We start from the raw sequence: 17,866 nt of genomic DNA on the forward strand, positions 1-17,866 counted from the left end.
TGCCCGCCCGGAGTCCGGAGCCCGCCAGCCGGGCATGCCGGCCGGACAATTCCGTGCGACCCCGAGTAGAAATGGGTTCTCCGCTCCGCGCTGCTCCCCTATAGTACTTCCGCCATTTTTTTCGGACTTTCTTGGAACCATCGATTTTTCGACGGTCGCAGGCAGGTCGAGGCGAAAGGAAGATCGGCCGGCGATTCGACGGACCACGAGCCAGCGGGGGCATCGTCATGGTCTCAGCCGCCAAGCGCCGTTTCCAGATCGTGCTGATCAAGCCGTCGCACTACGACGACGACGGCTACGTCATCCAGTGGCTGCGCTCCGCGATCCCCTCGAACAGCCTGGCGACGCTCTACGGCCTGTCGCGCGCATGCGCCGAGCAGCAGATCCTGGGCCCCGAGGTCGAGATCGCCGTCGAGGCCTATGACGAGTTCAACCGCATCGTCCCGATCAGGGACATCGTCCAGAGCATCCGCACGGCCGGTGCCGGCGGCTTCGTCGGCCTGGTCGGCGTGCAGTCGAACCAGTTCCCGCGTGCGCTCGACATCGCCCGCCAGCTGCGCGCCGCCGAGGTGCCGGTGGTCGTCGGCGGCTTCCACGTCTCGGGCTGCCTCGCCATGCTGCCGGAACTGCCCGCGGACATCCGCGAGGCCCAGGCGCTCGGCGTCAGCATCTATGCCGGCGAGGCCGAGGGGCGGCTCGACGAGGTGCTGCGCGACGCCTACGAGGGTCGCCTCAAGCCGCTCTACAACTACATGGACGACCTGCCGGGCATGGAGGCCGCGACGGCGCCCTTCCTGCCGGCCGAGGTCGTCCGCCGCGCCGCCGGCCACTACAGCTCGTTCGACGCCGGCCGGGGCTGCCCCTTCCAGTGCTCCTTCTGCACGATCATCAACGTCCAGGGCCGGGTCTCGCGCTACCGCAGCGCCGACGACGTCGAGGCGCTGATCCGCACCAACGTCGCCCAGGGCGTGCGGCGCTTCTTCATCACCGACGACAACTTTGCCCGGAACAAGAACTGGGAGGCGATCCTCGACCGGATCATCCAGCTGCGCGAGCAGGAAGGCCTCAACATCAAGTTCATCATCCAGGTCGACACCCTGTGCCACAAGACGCCGCGCTTCATCGAGAAGGCGCTGCGCGCCGGCGCGCACCGGATCTTCGTCGGCCTGGAGAACATCAACCCGGACAACCTGGTCGCCGCGAAGAAGAACCAGAACAAGATCTGGGAGTACCGCAAGATGCTGCAGGCCCTGAAGGCCGGCGGCGGCACGACCTATGCCGGCTACATCCTCGGCTTCCCCGGCGATACCCCCGAGAAGATCGCGCGCGACGTCGAGATCCTGAAGCGCGAGCTGCCGGTCGACCTGGTCGAGTTCAACATCCTGACCCCGCTGCCGGGCTCCGAGGACCACAGGAAGATGACCCTCGCGGGCGTCCGCATGGACCCCGACATGAACAAGTACGACATCGAGCACGTCACCATCGACCATCCGGCGATGAGCGAGGCCGAGCTGTACCGGGCCTATCACGCGGCCTGGAAATCGTTCTACGACCGGGAGCACCTGGAGCGCGTGCTGCGCCGCGCCGGGCCGAGCGGCATCCCGCTCCACAAGATGGTCCTGCCGCTGCTCTGGTTCGCCGGCTTCGTCGCCATCGAGAACGTCCATCCGGTCCAGGGCGGCTGGTTCCGCCGCAAGGTCCGCACCCAGCGCCGCTCCGGCCTGCCGCTGGAGAACCCGCTGCTCTTCTACCCGCGCCGGGTCTGGGAGGTCGCGGCCAGCCACGCCCGCTGGCTCTGGCTGTTCCTGACCCTGGAGACCCTGCGCCGCAAGATCCTGCGCGAGGGCTCGATCGAGGCCTACTGCGACGAGTCGCTGGAGCCGGTCGCCGAGCACGACGAGTCCGAGCTCGAGATGATGCACGTGCACGGCGGCGCGATCCGCAAGGGCTACGGCGCCCCGGTGATGCCGACCGCGGCGGAGTAGGCCCCGGCGGTCACGTCCCGACGGTGCCGCCGCCTGCGGGTCGCGGCCTGTAGGCCGGCAGGCTGAGGCTGTAGCGGATCGCAAGACCGCGGATCACGAAGGTTACGACGACGCAGGCCAGGTAGCCGACCTCGACCGGCTGCCCGAGCTGTTCGAGCACGACCATCAGCGCAGAGCCCGCCGCGGCCGCGGTGATGTAGATCTCCTTGCGCAGCAGCAGCGGCATCTCGCGGCAGACGATGTCGCGGATCAGGCCGCCGAAGGTCGCCGAGACGGCGCCCATCAGGATGACCACCCCGGGCGGCGCGCCGGTCTGCTGGGTGACGATGGTGCCGCCCGCCGCGAAGATGGCGAGGCCGATCGCATCGGCCCAGATCAGCAGCTTCTCGCGCGACTGCACGGCCGGCGCCAGGAAATAGACCACCAGGGCGGCGACGCCGGTCAGCCAGATGAAGTGCGGGTGCTCGACCCAGAACACCGGCGTCCGGCCGAGCAGCACGTCGCGCAGGGTGCCGCCGCCGATCGCGGTCACCGTGGCGATGAAGTGGAACCCGAAGATGTCGAGTTGCTTGCGCGAAGCCGCCAGCGCACCCGAGATCGCAAAGACGAAGACGCCCGCGAGGTCGAGGGCGGCAAACAGCGTGTCCATGGCACGTCCCCCCTTGTCGGAGGGCTCAGTCTAGGCTGATTTCGGTCCGTCCGGAATCGACCCCGACCCGCACCCGACCTACGCTGCCTTGGCGCCGCCCTCGCGGGTGCGGCGCTCGACGAAGGCGTCGAGTTCCTCCTTGATCGCCGGATCCAGCGGCGGCGGCTCGAATTCGGCAAGCAGGCGGCGGTAGAGCTTGTGGGCGCGGATCGTCGCGTCCTCGGAGCCCGCCTCCTCCCAGCTCTCGAAGTTGCGCCAGTCGGAGAGGACGGGGGCATAGAAGGCGGTCTCGTAGCGCTCCAGCGTGTGGGCCGTGCCGAAGAAGTGGCCGCCGGGGCCGACATCGGCCATGGCCGCGAAGCCGAGCGTGTCCTCGTCGACGACGATCGGCTGCAGGAAGGCCTCCATCATCTGCAGCAGCTCGCAGTCGAGCACGAACTTTTCGAAGGAGGCGGTGAGGCCGCCCTCCAGCCAGCCGGCGCCGTGCATCATCAGGTTGACGTGGCCGAGGCTGGCCGCCCAGATCGACATCTCGCTCTCGTAGGCGGCCTGGGCGTCGACGCAGTTCGAGGCGTTGACGTTCGAGGAGCGGTAGGGGATGCGGTAGCGCCGCGCCAGCTGGCCGCCGGCCAGGGCCGCCTTGGCGTACTCCGGCGTGCCGAAGGCCGGCGCCCCCGACTTCATGTCGACGTTCGAGGTGAAGCCGCCGTAGAAGCAGGGCGTGCCGGGATTGACGGTCTGCAGGAAGGCGATGGTCGCCAGCGCCTCGGCGTTCTGCTGGACCAGCGCGCCGGCGATGGTGGCGGGCGCCATGGCACCGGACAGGGTGAAGGGCGTCACCGCGATCGGCTGGTTGCGCCGCGCCATCTCGATGCAGCCCTCGATCATCGGGTTGTCGAGGCGCAGCGGCGAGGAGGTGTTGACCACGCTGAACAGGCTCGGCTCGCGTGAGAGCTGCTCTTCGGAGATGCCGCGCGCGATGCGGGCGATCTCGATGCCGTCGAGGATGCGGGTGCGGCCCAGCGAGTAGGCGTGGAAGAACTTGTCGGTCAGCACGGCGGCGGAGCGCAGGCAGTCGAGGTGCCGCGTCTCGGGCGGCAGGTCGACCGGCTCGACCGGATAGCCCGCCAGCACATGGACGCAGTTGAAGATCTGCGTCAGGCGCAGCAGGTCGTCGTAGTCCTTGGCATTACCGTCGCGCCGGCCGCCTTCCAGATCGCTGACGTTGGGCGCGCTGCCGACCGAGCAGATCGCCATGCGGTTGCCGCCGACCGGGATGTGGTGCGCCGGGTTGCGCGCATGCAGCACGAACTCGGACGGCGCCTTGGCGACCGCCTCCTCGATGAAGCCGCGGTCGAAGCGCAGGCGGTTGCTGCCCGGGGTCACCGCGACCCCGGCCTTGCGCAGGATGTCGTGGGCCTCGGGATGGAGGAAATCCATGCCGATCTTCTCGAGCACCTCGAGCGAGGCGTTGTGGATCGCCTCGACCTGGTCGGCCGAGATGACGTCGAGCGGCGCGTAGGGGTTGCTCGGCGGCGACCAGGGCATCTGCGAGAAGGCGCCGACCGAGCGGCGCTCGCGGCCGGAGCCGCGCCGGCGACCCGAGGAACGATCCATCAGCAACTCCATCGAGGCGCGGGGCCGGCACGGACGGACCGCCCCCGAGGAAAAGACCAATGGAGTCGGCTATAGCCCCTTCCCTCGCCGCCCACTATCAGAGGCGCGTCAAGCGGGGTCGCTAATCGCTAAGGTGGGGGCGATTCCCGAGGCGGGGTCGCGAAGGCTCCCCCGGGCGCCGTCGCCGCTACGCCACGCCCTCGCCGACCACGCGATAGGGCAGCGCCGCCCAGAAGGCCTCGACGGCGGCGAAGGCCCGACGGGCGTGCTCGGCGTTCAGGGTCAGGCGGCCGCCCGGGTCGCCGTCGCCGAAGGCGTCGAGGTCGCTGAAGTAGCTCTCGTAGCGGCGCTGCAGCACGGCGCGCGCGACCCGGGTGCCCTCGGCGATGGTGCGCGCGACGGCGACCAGCTCCTCCAGGTCCCGCCAGAGCGCGCCCGGCAGCTCGAGGCCCAGGCCCTCGGCGAGGCCGCGGCGCAGGCGCTCGACCTCGCCGTCGCCGCTCGCCGCCGGCGCCTCGCAGAGGCCGTCCCACCAGGCCGAGTCGACGCCGTTGCGGGTCAGCTGGTCGCGCAGCAGGTCCTCGACGTGGCGGCGCCATTCGCGCACCTCGACGACGAAGACGCGGCGGAACAGCCCGTCCTCGAGGGCCTGCAGGTACCAGTCGTCGTAGCTGCCGTAGAGCTCGGGCTCCAGCCGCGGGGCGTCTTCGAGACAGCCGACCAGCGTCTCCACGTAGGCGGCGCGGTGGCGGATCTGGGCGATCTGTGCGGCGGGAAGCTCCTCGCCGCTGTCGAAAACGAGCGTGCTCATCGTTCTGGGCGGAAAGCCTAGCGAAGCCGCCGCCGCGACCCAAGGGGAAATCGCGGGCCGGCCGGTCAGGCGGTCAGCCGCGCCATCGCGGCATCGAAGCCGGCGCGCACCGCCTCGCGCGCGAGGTGCCGGCCCTCGCGCACGCACCAGCGGCCGCCGACCATGACGTCGCGCAGCGGGCGCCGGTTGCCGGCGAAGACCGCGGCGTCGAGCAGCGCCGCGCCCTCGCGGCCGGCGAGGCAGGGCGACTCCGAGTCCAGCACCACCAGGTCGGCCCGGCAGCCCGGCGCCAGCCGCCCGGTCGGCCGGCCGAGTGCCCGCGCGCCGCCGGCCGCCGAGGCCAGCCAGAGGTCCTCGCCGAGATGGCCGCTGGCGCCGGCCAGCACGTTGCGCCGGCGCAGCAGCAGGCGCTGGCCGTACTCCAGCCAGCGCAGCTCCTCGACCGGGTCGACCGAGATGTGGCTGTCGGAGCCGATGCCCCAGGCACCGCCCGCGGCGAGGTAGTCCGGCGCCGGGAAGAAGCCGTCGCCGAGGTTGGCCTCGGTGGTCGGGCAGAGCCCGGCGACCGCGCCGCTGGCCGCGAGGTCGCGGGTCTCGTCGGCGGTCATGTGGGTCGCGTGGACCAGGCACCAGCGCGCGTCGGGTCCTGCCTCGTCGAGCAGCCAGCGCACCGGCCGGCGGCCGGACCAGGCGAGGCAGTCCTCGACCTCCTTCGTCTGCTCGGCGACGTGGATGTGGACCGGCGCTCGGGGATCGAGCGCGGCGAGCCCGGCCAGGCCGTCGCGCAACGTCTCGGGCGTCACCGCGCGCAGGCTGTGCGGCGCGAGGCCGACCCGGCCCTGCGGGTCGCCCGCAAGCTCCCGGATGGCGCGCTCGACGACGGCGAGCAGCGCATCGGGCGCGTTGAGGAAGCGGCGCTGCCCCTCGCCGGCCGGCTGCCCGCCGAAGCCGCCGTAGCCGTAGAGCACCGGCAGCAGGGTCAGGCCGATGCCGGTCGCCCGCGCCGCCGCGATCAGGCGCAGGGCCATCTCGGCCGGATCGGCGTAGGCGGCGCCGGCGGGGTCGTGATGCAGGTAGTGGAACTCGCCGACGCCGACATAGCCGGCCTCCAGCATCTCGACGTAGAGCTGCGCCGCCACCGCCTCCAGCTCGTCCGGGCCGAGGTGCGGCAGGAAGCGGTACATCGTCTCCCGCCAGGCCCAGAAGGAGTCGTTGGCGCCGCCGCCCTCCCCGCTGCCGCCCTTGCCGCCGGCGCCGGCCCGGCCGACCCGCTCGGCGAGGCCGGCCATGGCACGCTGGAAGGCATGGCTGTGCAGGTTCGGCTGGCCGGGCACGACCGGGCCGGCCGCGCGCTCGGCATCCGGCGCCGGTCGGCTGTCCGCCGTCACCGAGGCCAGGCTGCCGGCCTCGTCGATCGCGAAGGTCACGTCGCGCGCCCAGCCGCCGGGCAGCCTTGCCGAAGACGCGAAAACAGCACGTGACATTGTCGTCCCTCGGGGGAAGTGTCCGGCAAAGGCGGCTAGAAAGCATGCCAGGAAGGCGAGAAACAAGCTTCCGCAAACGCAGCCGACGGGAGATAGTGCCGCGTCATGTGGGACAGCGTCCTCATCAACGCCCGCCTGGCCACCATGGTCCCGGGCAAGGCCAGGTACGGCGCCATCGAGTCGGGGGCGCTGGGCATCGCCAACGGGCGCATCGCCTGGATCGGCGCGCTCGACGACCTGACCGCCCGGCCCGGTGCCCTGGCCAAGCGCATCTACGACCTCGACGGCCGCTGGGTGACGCCGGGCCTGATCGACTGCCACACGCACCTGGTCCACGGCGGCGACCGCGCCGGGGAGTTCGAGCAGCGGCTGGGCGGCGCGAGCTACGCCGAGATCGCCAGGGCCGGCGGCGGCATCCTCTCGACCGTGCGCGCGACGCGGGCGGCCGACGAGGAGGCCCTCTTCGCCGCCAGCCTGCCGCGCCTGCAGGCCCTGATGGCCGAGGGCGTCACGACGGTCGAGATCAAGTCGGGCTACGGCCTGGAGCCGGAGCAGGAGGTCAAGCAGCTCAGGGTCGCCAGGCGCCTCGGCGAGAGCCAGCCGGTCACGGTGCACAAGACCTTCCTGGGCGCCCACGCCGTGCCGCCCGAGTTCAAGGACGACCCGAACGGCTACCTCCAGACGATGATCGGGCTGCTGCCGCGGCTGGCGCAGGAGAAGCTCGCCGATTCGGTCGACGCCTTCTGCGAGACCATCGCCTTCGACGCCGACCAGGTCGCCCGCCTGTTCGAGTCCGCGAGCGCGCTCGGCCTGCCGGTCCGCCTGCACGCCGACCAGCTGACCGACGGCGGCGGCGCGGCCCTGGCGGCGCGCTTCAAGGCGCTGTCGGCGGAGCACCTGGAGTACGCCAACGAGCACGGCATCCGCGCCATGGCCAAGGCCGGCACGGTGGCGGTGCTGCTGCCCGGCGCCTTCTACACCCTGAAGGACGAGACGAAGCCTCCGGTCGCGGCCTTCCGCCAGGCCGGCGTCGAGATGGCCGTGGCGACCGACTGCAACCCGGGCAGCAGCCCGGTCAGTTCCCTGCTCGCCATGCTCAACATGGCCTGCATCCTCTTCGGCCTGACCCCGGAGGAGGCGCTGGCCGGCGCGACCCGGGTCGCCGCCAGGGCGCTCGGCCTCGGCGACAGCCACGGCACGCTGGAGGTCGGCAAGGTCGCCGACCTGGTCGTCTGGGACATCGAGCGGCCGGCCGAGCTGGCCTATCGCCTGGGCTTCAATCCGCTGAACCTTGTGATCAGGAACGGCCAGCGCCTGCACCCGACGCCCAAGAAGAGCCTTCAGGCCTGCACGACCGGGGATTCCTGAGCGCGAGGCTGGCCGAGCCCGGAGCGGGCGACCAGCGTGCCGCGGCAGGACTCCCCCTCGCGGCAGGCGCGGCGGTCGGGCACGACAGGGAGACGAGGCCCGCCATGGGACGAAACAGGAAGGCGCTTCTGGCCGCCTTGGCGCTGCTGACCGCGGCGGTCATGGGCAGCCCCGGATCGGCCGCCGGCGCCGCGCTGCGCGTCGCCGTCGCCGATTTCGACTACAGCGACACCTCCGGCGAGCCGCGCGACCAGGCCGCCGAGCATGCGGCGCGCGTGGGGGCCTTCGCCGGCATCCTGCGGCAGAGCCTGGCCGAGGGCGGCTACAGCGTCGTTCCTCTCGGCTGTCCGGAATCGGCCTGCTCCGTCGGCAGCCTTGGGCCGGACGCACTGGTCGCCGCGGCCCGGAAGGCTGGCGCGCGCTTCCTGGTCTACGGCGGGATCCACAAGATGAGCACCCTGATCCAGTGGGGGAAGGTGCAGGCCGTGGACCTGGAGCGGGACAAGCTGGTTCTCGACCGCTCGATCACCTTCCGCGGCGACACGGACGAGGCCTTCCGCCGGGCCGCCGGCTTCGTCGTGCAGGAGCTGGAAGCCGCGGTTCCGAAGCCCTGAGCGCCGCGGTGGTGCCGCGCATCGGCGAGGCGATTGACCAGCGGCGATTCGGATATATGATATATCAAAAATCCGGTAGCAGGTGACGGGGATGAGTGCGCTTCCGCAAGGACAGCAGAACGAGGCTGGCGGCTCCGGCAGCGAGGCGCCGCCGCGCGACCAGGACAGGGCCCTGCGCGAGCGGGCCCGCAAGGTGATCCCCGGTGGCATGTGGGGACACATGAACGCCGCGCGCCTGCCCGCGGCCTTCCCGCAGTTCTTCTGGCGCGCCGAGGGCTGCCGCCTGTGGGACGCCGACGGCAACGAGTACCTCGACTTCATGTGCGGCTTCGGGCCGATGGTGCTGGGCTACCGCGATCCCGACGTCGATGCCGCGGCCGCCGCCCAAGCCAGGCTCGGCGACATCATGAACGGCCCCTCGCCGCTGCTGGTCGAGCTCGCCGAGCTGCTGGTCGGCACCGTCGCCCACGCCGACTGGGCGCTGTTCTCCAAGAACGGCACCGATGCGACGACGACCTGCGTGACCATCGCGCGGGCGGCGACGCGGCGGCGCAAGATCCTGGTCGCACGCGGCTCCTATCACGGCGCCGTGCCCTGGTGCACGCCGTCGCTGGCCGGCGTCACGGCCGAGGACCGCGCCCACATCCTGCACTACGACTACAACGACCCCGACAGCCTGGAGGCGGCGGCGCAGGAGGCCGGCGACGACCTGGCGGCGATCCTGGCGACGGCCTTCCGCCACGACGCCCGCCGCGACCAGGAGCTCGCCGCCCCGGCCTTCGCCCGCAAGGCGCGCGCGCTCTGCGACGCGAGCGGCGCCGCGCTGGTGCTCGACGACGTGCGCGCCGGCTTCCGGCTGGACATCGCCGGCAGCTGGGAGCCGCTCGGCGTGCGTCCCGACCTCTCGGCCTGGAGCAAGGCGATCGCCAACGGCTATGCCCTGGCCGCGGTCACCGGCAGCGACGCCTTCCGCGCCGCAGCGAGCGAGATCTTCGTCACCGGCTCCTTCTGGTGCACCGCCGTCGCCATGGCGGCGGCGATCGCGACGATCGGCAAGCTGCGCGACGGTGGCGGGATCGCGCAGATGGCGGCGATGGGCCAGCGCCTGCGCGACGGCCTCGCCGCCCAGGCCGCGGCCCACGGCGTCGGCCTCCGCCAGAGCGGCCCGGCCCAGATGCCGCTGATCCTCTTCGAGGGCGACAGCGACTTCGAGCGCGGCAACCTCTTCACCTCGGAGACCGTGCGGCGCGGCGTCTACCTGCACCCCTGGCACAACATGTTCCTCTCGGCGGCGCACCGGCCGGCCGACATCGACCGGGCCCTGGAGGCGACCGACGCCGCCTTCGCGGCCGTCGCCGCCCGCTTCGGCTGAGGCCTCGCCCTTCGGTTTCCCGGGCGGCGGCTCAGGCGGCCATCTCGCCCAGCACCCGCTCGAACATCTCGACGGGACCGAGCTTGCCCGACTTCAGGCAGAGCGCGACCCGGCCGTGCCTCGGCGTCTCGGCGACGGCCCGGCCGATGCCGGGCCCCCGGTAGGCGCCGACGGTCAGCAGGTCCAGCCCGAGCGCGCCGACGACCGCCCCGGAGGTCTCGCCGCCGGCGACCAGGAAGCGGCGCACGCCGGACTCCAGCAGGGCCTCGGCACAGCGTCCCAGCACCCGCTCGGCGAGCGCCGCCGCGCCGGCGATGCCCAGTCTCTGCTGGATCGCCGCGACCGCCTCGGGCCCCGCCGAGGTGGCGACGGCGACCGGCCCGCGGGCCGCGGCGGCGCAGAGCGCCTCGACGATCGGCCCGAGGCGCGCCTCGTCGGCGGCGAGCGCGGCGAGGTCGAGCTGCAGCAGCGGATGCTTGCCGGCGAAGGCATCGAGCTGCTCCAGCGTCCGCGGCGCGCAGCTGCCGGCGAGCACCGCGGCGCCGCCGGCGACGGCCGGCAGCGGCGGCGGTGCGCCCGTCTCCGCCAGCCAGCCCCGGCTGCGCCAGAGCGCCGGATAGTAGACCGCGACCGAGGAGCCGCCGGTCATCAGCGGCCAGTCGACCGTCGCCGCCGCCACCTGCCGCAGGTCCGCCTCGTCGATGCCGTCCGTGACGAAGTAGGCGACGCCGGCCGCGACCTCGGCCGCAACCCGGGCCCGCACCGCCTCGGCGCCGTGCGCCAGCAGGGCATGGGGCAGCAGGCCGACGCGCTGCGCCGTCTGGGCGGCCAGGACCTGGACGAGGTCCGGCTCGGTCATCGGCGTCAGCGGGTCGAAGCGCTTCGGCGAGCGCGAGACCAGCTGCTCGGCGACGAAGAGATGGCCCTGGTAGACCGTGCGGTCGACCTCGGGGAAGGCCGGGCAGAAGGCGGTCCGGTCGCTGCCGGTCAGCGCCATCAGCCGGTCCGCGCAGGGGCCGATGTTGCCCTCGGCCGTGGAATCGAAGGTCGCGCAGTACTTGAAGAAGAGCTGCCGCGCCTGCCGGGCCAGCAGCGCCTCGGCGGCGCGCGCGGTCATCGCGACGGCCTCGGCGGCCGGTGCGGTGCGGGACTTCTGGCCGATCACCACGGCAGGCGCCTCGAGTCGCGCGACGGCCGCCGGGCCGGTCAGCAGCGGGCAGGCGACGCCGCCGGCGACCAGCAGGCTGGCCAGCTCGGCGGCGCCGGTCAGGTCGTCGGCGATAGCGCCGAACAGCAGGGGCTGGGTCATGGGCGGGCGGGCGCTGCTTGTTCCGTCGATCTGGTATATCATGCAGCGGAGATCGGCGGCGAGCCGGGCATGCGGCCCGGCGCCGCTCCCGCAGGGAGCCGGACGGGCGTGGAAGAGCTGCAGCTGGAGCGCGACGAGGCGGCGGCGCACGAAGAGCCGGCGCGCGCGGGCGGGCGCCCGGCGCCGCTGCTCGGCGGCCCCAGCCTCGCCGACCAGGTCTACCGCGTGCTGCGCCGCCAGCTCATGCGCGGCGAGCTGCTGCCCGACCAGCGGCTCAAGATCCGCGACCTGGCCCGACGGCTCGGCACCAGCGAGACGCCGGTGCGCGAGGCGATCTTCCAGCTGGTCCGCGACGGCGCCCTGGAGCTCAAGCCGCGCCACTACGTGCGGGTCAAGCGGCTCAGCCTGCCGGAATACCTGGAGATCCGCGACGTCCGGCTGCACCTCGAGCCGCTGGCCGCCGAGCGCGCCCTGCCCTTCATGGACCGCGCCGCCGTCGCGACCCTGGCGGCGACCCACGAGCGGCTGATCGAGGCCGAGCGCCGCGGCGACTTCCGGGCCGCGCTGGACGAGAACTTCGACTTCCACTTCGGCCTCTACTGGCGCTCGAACCTGCCGGTCGTGATCTCGATCCTGGAGAGCCTCTGGATGCAGGTCGGCCCGCTGCTCAACGACCTCTACCCGCACGCCCGGCCGGTCTATGCCGACCGGCACCAGCACGAGGTGATCCTGGAGGCGCTGGAGCGGCGCGATGCCTATCACCTGCGCGAGGCGGTGCGACAGGACCTGTTCGAGGGCGGCAAGAACCTGGTCAGGCACCTGCGCGAGCTCGAAGAGGCCGAGGGCGCGACCGCAGGCGGCAGCGCGAAGCGGTAGCCCGCTCCCGCCCCGACGCCGAAGAGCCGCCGGCCGAGCCTCGCCGCTTGACAGGACGGCCCGTTCGCCGATTAGATATATGATATATCAGATTGGCTGACGATGGCCGCGCCGTCGCGCCCGCAGCAGGGCGCGACCCGAGACGAGAAGCGGACGCGCCACGGAGCCAGACAGGGAAGCCGGTACCGGCCCGCCGCGGCCGGACCGGGCGTCAGGGTGGAGGCACAGCCGGAATGCAGGGTTCGCAGGCTCGAAGCGGACACAACGTCTCGCCGGATTTCCTGGCCGAACGGGCCAAGTTCATCCGCCTGGAGACGGTGCGCCTGTCGCGGATCGCCGGCGCCGGCCACTATTCCAGCACCTTCTCGGCAGCCGAGCTGCTGGCCGCGCTCTACTACGCCCAGCTGCGCATCGATCCGGCGCAGCCCGGCTGGCCGGACCGCGACCGCTTCGTGCTGTCCAAGGGCCATGCCGCGATCGGCCTCTACCCGGTGCTGGCCGACCTCGGCTACTTCGACAAGGGCCTGCTCGACAACTACACCCGGTTCGGCAGCCCGTTCGGCGACCATCCGGACATGAAGAAGGTGCCGGGCATCGACTTCAGCTCCGGCTCGCTCGGCCACGGCCTGTCGATCGCCCTCGGCATGGCGCTCGGCGCCCGGGTCCAGCAGCGCAGCTTCCGGGTCTACTGCATGCTCGGCGACGGCGAGCTGCACGAGGGCCAGGTCTGGGAGGCGGCGATGGCCGCCGCCCACTACCGCCTGCAGGGCCTGGTCGCGATCGTCGACCGCAACCGACTGTGCATCGACGGCACGACCGAGGAGGTCATGCAGGTCGAGCCGATCGAGAAGCGCTTCGAGAGCTTCGGCTGGCAGGTGACGCGCATCGACGGCCACGACGTCGAGGCGATCCTCTCGGCCTTCGACGCCCTGCCGCCGGTCGGCGAGGGCGCGCCGCGGATGATCGTCGCCGACACCATCAAGGGGCGCGGAGTCAAGCGCATGGAGCTGAGCCTCAACTGGCACGTCGGCAACCTGGTCGGCAGCGACTACGACGAGGTCGTCGCCGAGCTCGAGGCCGGCCTGCAGCCGCTGGCGCCGGAGCTGGTCCGATGAGCGCGACCGCCAAGGGCTCCCAGGACCAGAGCGACATCTTCACCGGCACGACCCCGACGCCGGAGCTCAAGGACGCGCGCTCGGTCAAGGGCACGCCGGCCGCCGCGATGCCGGCCTTCGTGCTGGGCCAGGAGCTGGCGGAGCTCGCCGTGAGCGACCCGCGCATCGTCGTGCTGACCGCCGACCTCGCCTCGGCCAACCGTACGGTCGAGTTCAAGGCGCGGCACCCGGAGCGCTTCTTCGACTTCGGCATCGCCGAGAAGAACATGATCACCGCCGCGGCCGGCCTCGCCTCCTGCGGCCAGTTGCCCTTCGCCGCGACCTTCGCCTCGTTCTGCGCCCTGCTCGGCGCCGAGCAGATCCGCACCGACTGCGCCTATCCGCGCATGCCGGTGCGCGTCGTCGGCCACCACTCCGGCCTGTCGATGGGCTTCTACGGCACCAGCCACCATGCCCTGGAGGACCTCGGCATGATGCGCACGATCGCCGACCTGACGGTGGTCTGCGTCGCCGACGCCAACCAGCTGAGGGCCGTGCTGCGCGCCAGCCTCGACCATCCCGGGGCGATGTACATCCGCCTCGGCCGCGGCCGCGATCCAGAGGTCTATGCCGAGGTGCCGGCGGACTTCCGCTTCGGCAGGGCGACCCGGCTGCGCGAGGGCCGGGACCTGACGATCGTCGCGACCGGCGCCGAGGTGCGGCCGAGCCTCGATGCCGCGGCGCTGCTCGAGGCCGAAGGCGTGTCGGTCCGCGTCGTCGACATGCACACGATCAAGCCACTCGACGCCGGGGAGATCCGCGCGGCCGCGGCCGAGACGGGCGCGATCCTCAGCGTCGAGGAGCACAACGTCATGGGCGGCCTGGGCAGCGCCATCGCCGAGGTCCTGGTCGAGCTCGACCGCCTGCCCTTCAAGCGCCACGGCGTCGAGGACCAGTTCGTGCCGGTCGGTCCGCCGGCCGCCCTCTACGCGCACTTCAAGCTCGATGCCGCCGGCATCGCCGAGACGGCCCGCGCCCTGCTGGACGCGCCACACCGTTAGCCTGGCTGCAACGCCTCGGCGGACGCCCGCCGGGGAAACCTGGAGGGGAAAATGGGAGGTGGAATCGTGAAGAAGACACGACGGATGGCACTGACGGGCAGCGTCTTCGCCGTCGCCCTGGCGGCGGGCGGATGGCTGGCCCAGACCGGCGGCATCATCGCCAGCGCCGAGGCCGCGGGCAGCGACACCTTGGTGATCGCCCGCGACATGGATCTCGACTCGCTCGATCCGGCCCGGGCGTTCTGCGACACCTGCCAGATCTACATCAGCTCGGTCTACCAGCGGCTGGTCGACCTGGCCCCGGACAACAAGACCATCGTCCCGGCGCTCGCGACCAAGTGGGAGATCAACGCCGACCAGACGCAGTTCACCTTCCACCTCGACCCCAAGGCGACCTTCTCCGACGGCTCGCCGGTCGAGGCCAAGGACGTCAAGTGGTCCTGGCTGCGGCTCAAGCACATGAAGAGCGGCCCGTCCTTCATGATGGACGGCGTGACCGCCATCGAGACCCCGGACGCCCACACCGTCGTCGTCAAGCTGGACGCGCCGAACTCCGAGTTCCTCGGCGTGCTGACCGCGCCCTACACCGGCGTCACCAACAGCGACGTCGCGATGCAGCACGGCGCCAACGACAGCGACAAGGCGGACTCGACCGACACGGCCGAGAGCTGGTTCCTGCAGAACTCGGCCGGTGGCGGTCCCTTCGTGCTCGAGTCCTACCGCCCGAACGACGAGCTGCGCCTGAAGCGCAACGACAACTACTGGGGCAAGAAGGCGGCGGTCGGCGAGATCGTCATCAAGCAGACCAAGGATGCGGTCAGCCAGGCGCAGATGCTGGAGAGCGGCGCCGCCGACATCGCCATGCAGATCGATCCCGACACCGCCAAGAACATCTCGAGCGGCGACGTCGTGATCAAGACCGTGCCGTCGTTCAACTTCGTCTACGTCGCGGTCAGCCCCGGCGCCAAGAACCTGCCGGTCAAGCTGACCCCGAAGGTGCGCGAGGCGATCGGCTACGCCATCGACTACGAGGGCACGATCAACCTGACGCTGGGCGGCGACGGCAACCTGCAGCCGGCGCCGATCCCGAACGGCTTCCCGGGCACCGACAACCTGCCGATGCCGGTCCACGACGTCGCCAAGGCCGAGGCCCTGCTGAAGGAGGCGGGAGTCGCCGACGGCTTCACGCTCGACGCCTACTTCCCGAACATCAACGTCTACGGCGTCGACCTCTCGACGATGATGCAGAAGGTCCAGCAGGACCTCTCGAAGGTGAAGATCAAGCTCAACCTCAACCCGGTCACCTTCTCGGTCTGGCGCGAGCACATCAACGGCGACGGCATCCCGGTGACGGCGGTGTTCTACGCCCCCGACTACTACGGCTCGGGCCAGTACGTGCAGTACTTCGCCATGATGAAGGGCACGGCCTGGTCCAAGCGGGCCGGCGCCGCCAACGATCCCTCGGTGCTCAATCCGAAGGAGGGCGATCTGCTCGCCAAGGCCCTCGCGGCCTCCGGCGACAAGCGCGACGGGTACTTCCACGAGATCGCGCTCGAGATCATCAAGGACCGGGTGATCATCCCCGTGGTCAGCCCGCAGCTGGTGCTGGCCTACCGCAAGAACGTCGAGGGCGTCCGCTACAGCGCCTGCTGCAACCTGCCGACGGCAGAACTGTCCCTGAAGTAGGAGCCGTGCGACGCTGGAGCGCTTCCGCGGCGGCTGGCCCGCGGAGGCGCTCCGGGTTGCCAGACCGAGGCCACCGATGCAGCAGTACATCCTGCGCCGACTGCTGATGATGCCGCTGCTGCTGCTCGGCGTGGTGACGGTGGCCTTCTTCCTGTCGCACGTCACCAAGGGCGATCCGCTGTCCTCGGTCGTCTCCGAGCGCCAGATGAACAACAAGGTGGTGGTCGAGGCGGCGCGCAAGCGCTGGGGCCTGGACCGCAGCCTGCCCGACCAGTACCGCATCTATCTCGGCAACCTGGTGACCGGCGACCTCGGCACCTCGTTCCGCACCAAGCGCGGCGTCGGCGAGGACATCGCCGACCGGCTGCCGGCGACGCTGGAGCTGGTCGTCGCCGCGATGATCGTCGGCACCGGCTGCGGCATCGGCCTCGGCGTCCTGGCCGCGCACAAGCGCAACGAGGCGGCCGACCACGGCGCCCGCTTCTTCGCGCTGATCGGCTCGTCGATCCCGGTCTTCTGGTCCGGCCTGATCCTGCTCTACCTCTTCTCGGTCCAGCTCGGCTGGCTGCCCGGCGCCGGGCGGCTCGACGCGCGCACCGCCGCGCCGCCCTTCGTCACCGGCATGTTCACCGTCGACGCGCTGATCGCCGGCGACCTCCAGACCTTCCTGCAGGCGCTCGGCCACCTGATCCTGCCGGCCTTCGTGCTCGGCTGGGCGGTGATGGGCATCATCTCCCGGCTGGTCCGCGCCTCGATGCTCGACGTGCTGAACCAGGACTACGTGCTGACCGCGCGCGCCAAGGGCGCGGCGGAGCTGCGGGTCCTGCTGCACCACGCGCTGCGCAACGCGCTGATCCCGACGCTGACCATCATCGGCTACTCCTTCGCCTACCTGATCACCGGCGCGGTGCTGACCGAGGCGATCTTCTCCTGGCCCGGGATCGGCTCCTACGCCGTCGAATCGGCACGCGCGCTCGACTACCCGGCGATCGTCGGCGTCACGATCATCGGCGCCCTGGCCTTCCTGCTGGCCAACCTGGTGACCGACGTCGCCTATGCCCTCGCCAACCCGAAGATCAAGCTGGGCTGACCATGGCGGCGAGCGACGGCATCCTCGCCCGGACCTGGCGCCGCCCGCAGTGGCTGACCCTGCCGCTGATCGTCGGCGCGGCGGTCGTCGCCTTCTGGGTGCTGGTCGCCCTGACCTTCCATCTCTGGGCGCCCTACGACCCGCTCGACATGGTCGCCCGGCGCCTGCAGCCGCCGAGCCTGGCGCACTGGCTCGGCACCGACGCGCTCGGCCGCGACGTGCTGACCCGCACCCTGGCCGGCGCCCGACACTCGCTGCCGATCGCCCTGGTCGTGGTCGCCAGCGCGGTCGCGGCCGGCTCCTTCCTCGGTGCGCTCTCCGGCTTCTTCGGCGGCCTGTTCGGCGCCGCGATCATGCGCCTCGTCGACATCACCCTGTCGTTCCCGCCGGTCCTGCTGGCGATGGCGGTCGCGGCCTCGCTCGGCCCGGGCCTGAAGAACGCGGCCATCGCCATGGTCATCGTCTGGTGGCCGGTCTACGCCCGGCTGATGCGCGCCCAGGTGCTGGAGGTCAAGGAGCGCGAGCACGTCGAGGCCGCGGTCGCCTGCGGCGCCTCGCGCACGCGCCTCCTGGTCGTGCACATCCTGTCGCTCTGCTGGACCCCGGTGATGATCAACGCGACCATGGACTTCGGCCAGGTCGTGCTGCTCGCCGCCTCGCTCAGCTTCATCGGCCTGGGCGCCACGCCGCCGACGCCGGAGTGGGGCTCGATGATCTCCGACGGCGCGACGCACTTCTATTCCTGGTGGATCGCCTTCGGCCCCGGCATGGCGATCCTGGCGGTCGTGCTCGGCTTCAACTTCCTGGGCGACGGGCTGCGCGACATGCTCGACCCGCGCACCGTCTGAGG

The 17,866-nt window shown here is 71.6% G+C and carries 15 protein-coding genes; 10 read left to right on the plus strand and 5 right to left on the minus strand.

Annotation, left to right across the window (positions count from 1 at the left end; genetic code table 11):
* The first annotated feature begins 227 nt into the window (after window positions 1–227).
* Window positions 228–1,985 (plus strand): B12-binding domain-containing radical SAM protein, encoded by a 1,758-nt coding sequence (locus B9O00_RS10120; RefSeq protein ID WP_085122504.1) that lies wholly within the window; start codon window positions 228–230, stop codon window positions 1,983–1,985.
* 10 nt (window positions 1,986–1,995) lie between these two features.
* Here B9O00_RS10120 and B9O00_RS10125 read toward each other — a convergent pair whose 3' ends face one another.
* The 4 genes from B9O00_RS10125 to B9O00_RS10140 form a co-directional block, all read right to left on the minus strand.
* Complete coding sequence (locus tag B9O00_RS10125; RefSeq protein WP_085122505.1) at window positions 1,996–2,634, minus strand: trimeric intracellular cation channel family protein; 639 nt, start codon at window positions 2,632–2,634, stop codon at window positions 1,996–1,998.
* A 78-nt stretch (window positions 2,635–2,712) separates the two neighbouring features.
* Window positions 2,713–4,251, minus strand: coding sequence for a trimethylamine methyltransferase family protein (locus B9O00_RS10130; protein WP_200808463.1), 1,539 nt, complete (start codon window positions 4,249–4,251; stop codon window positions 2,713–2,715).
* 187 nt (window positions 4,252–4,438) lie between these two features.
* Entirely contained in the window at window positions 4,439–5,062 is a 624-nt protein-coding gene (locus B9O00_RS10135) for a hypothetical protein (protein WP_085122508.1), read from the minus strand.
* 65 nt (window positions 5,063–5,127) lie between these two features.
* Window positions 5,128–6,546 carry a formimidoylglutamate deiminase gene (locus B9O00_RS10140; protein WP_085122510.1) on the minus strand — a complete coding sequence of 473 codons (1,419 nt, stop codon included), beginning with the start codon at window positions 6,544–6,546 and terminating at the stop codon, window positions 5,128–5,130.
* A gap of 105 nt (window positions 6,547–6,651) precedes the next feature.
* Here B9O00_RS10140 and hutI point away from each other — a divergent pair, with 105 nt between their 5' ends.
* The 3 genes from hutI to B9O00_RS10155 all read left to right on the plus strand — a co-directional run bounded on the left by hutI (window position 6,652) and on the right by B9O00_RS10155 (window position 9,900).
* Entirely contained in the window at window positions 6,652–7,914 is a 1,263-nt protein-coding gene (hutI, locus tag B9O00_RS10145; RefSeq protein ID WP_085122511.1) for an imidazolonepropionase, read from the plus strand.
* Between the two features lie 104 nt (window positions 7,915–8,018).
* On the plus strand, window positions 8,019–8,528 hold the full coding sequence (locus B9O00_RS10150; protein ID WP_085122513.1) for a DUF2380 domain-containing protein: 510 nt from the start codon (window positions 8,019–8,021) through the stop codon (window positions 8,526–8,528).
* A 91-nt stretch (window positions 8,529–8,619) separates the two neighbouring features.
* Window positions 8,620–9,900, plus strand: a complete 1,281-nt coding sequence (locus B9O00_RS10155) for an aminotransferase class III-fold pyridoxal phosphate-dependent enzyme (RefSeq protein ID WP_085122515.1) — start codon at window positions 8,620–8,622, stop codon at window positions 9,898–9,900.
* Window positions 9,901–9,931: 31 nt separating this feature from the next.
* Here the strand turns inward: B9O00_RS10155 and otnK are convergent, their stop codons facing one another.
* A complete protein-coding gene (gene otnK, locus B9O00_RS10160) occupies window positions 9,932–11,209 on the minus strand; it encodes a 3-oxo-tetronate kinase (RefSeq protein ID WP_085122516.1) in 1,278 nt (425 codons plus the stop codon).
* Window positions 11,210–11,317: 108 nt separating this feature from the next.
* Between otnK and B9O00_RS10165 the strand changes: the two genes are divergently transcribed.
* The 6 genes from B9O00_RS10165 to B9O00_RS10190 all read left to right on the plus strand — a co-directional run bounded on the left by B9O00_RS10165 (window position 11,318) and on the right by B9O00_RS10190 (window position 17,864).
* Window positions 11,318–12,085: a GntR family transcriptional regulator gene (locus tag B9O00_RS10165; RefSeq protein ID WP_200808464.1), complete on the plus strand. Its 768-nt coding sequence runs from the start codon at window positions 11,318–11,320 to the stop codon at window positions 12,083–12,085.
* Between the two features lie 233 nt (window positions 12,086–12,318).
* Window positions 12,319–13,200, plus strand: coding sequence for a transketolase (locus B9O00_RS10170; protein ID WP_085122519.1), 882 nt, complete (start codon window positions 12,319–12,321; stop codon window positions 13,198–13,200).
* On the plus strand, window positions 13,197–14,240 hold the full coding sequence (locus tag B9O00_RS10175; protein WP_085122520.1) for a transketolase family protein: 1,044 nt from the start codon (window positions 13,197–13,199) through the stop codon (window positions 14,238–14,240). Before B9O00_RS10170 ends, B9O00_RS10175 begins: the two co-directional genes overlap by 4 nt.
* 84 nt (window positions 14,241–14,324) lie before the next feature.
* A complete protein-coding gene (locus B9O00_RS10180; RefSeq protein WP_089229589.1) occupies window positions 14,325–15,926 on the plus strand; it encodes an ABC transporter substrate-binding protein in 1,602 nt (533 codons plus the stop codon).
* A gap of 76 nt (window positions 15,927–16,002) precedes the next feature.
* Complete coding sequence (locus tag B9O00_RS10185; protein WP_085122523.1) at window positions 16,003–17,016, plus strand: ABC transporter permease; 1,014 nt, start codon at window positions 16,003–16,005, stop codon at window positions 17,014–17,016.
* A gap of 2 nt (window positions 17,017–17,018) precedes the next feature.
* On the plus strand, window positions 17,019–17,864 hold the full coding sequence (locus B9O00_RS10190; protein WP_085122525.1) for an ABC transporter permease: 846 nt from the start codon (window positions 17,019–17,021) through the stop codon (window positions 17,862–17,864).
* Window positions 17,865–17,866 lie beyond the last annotated feature (2 nt).

This window comes from Tistlia consotensis USBA 355 (genome assembly GCF_900177295.1).
In the GTDB taxonomy this organism is placed as follows: Bacteria; Pseudomonadota; Alphaproteobacteria; order Kiloniellales; family DSM-21159; genus Tistlia; species Tistlia consotensis.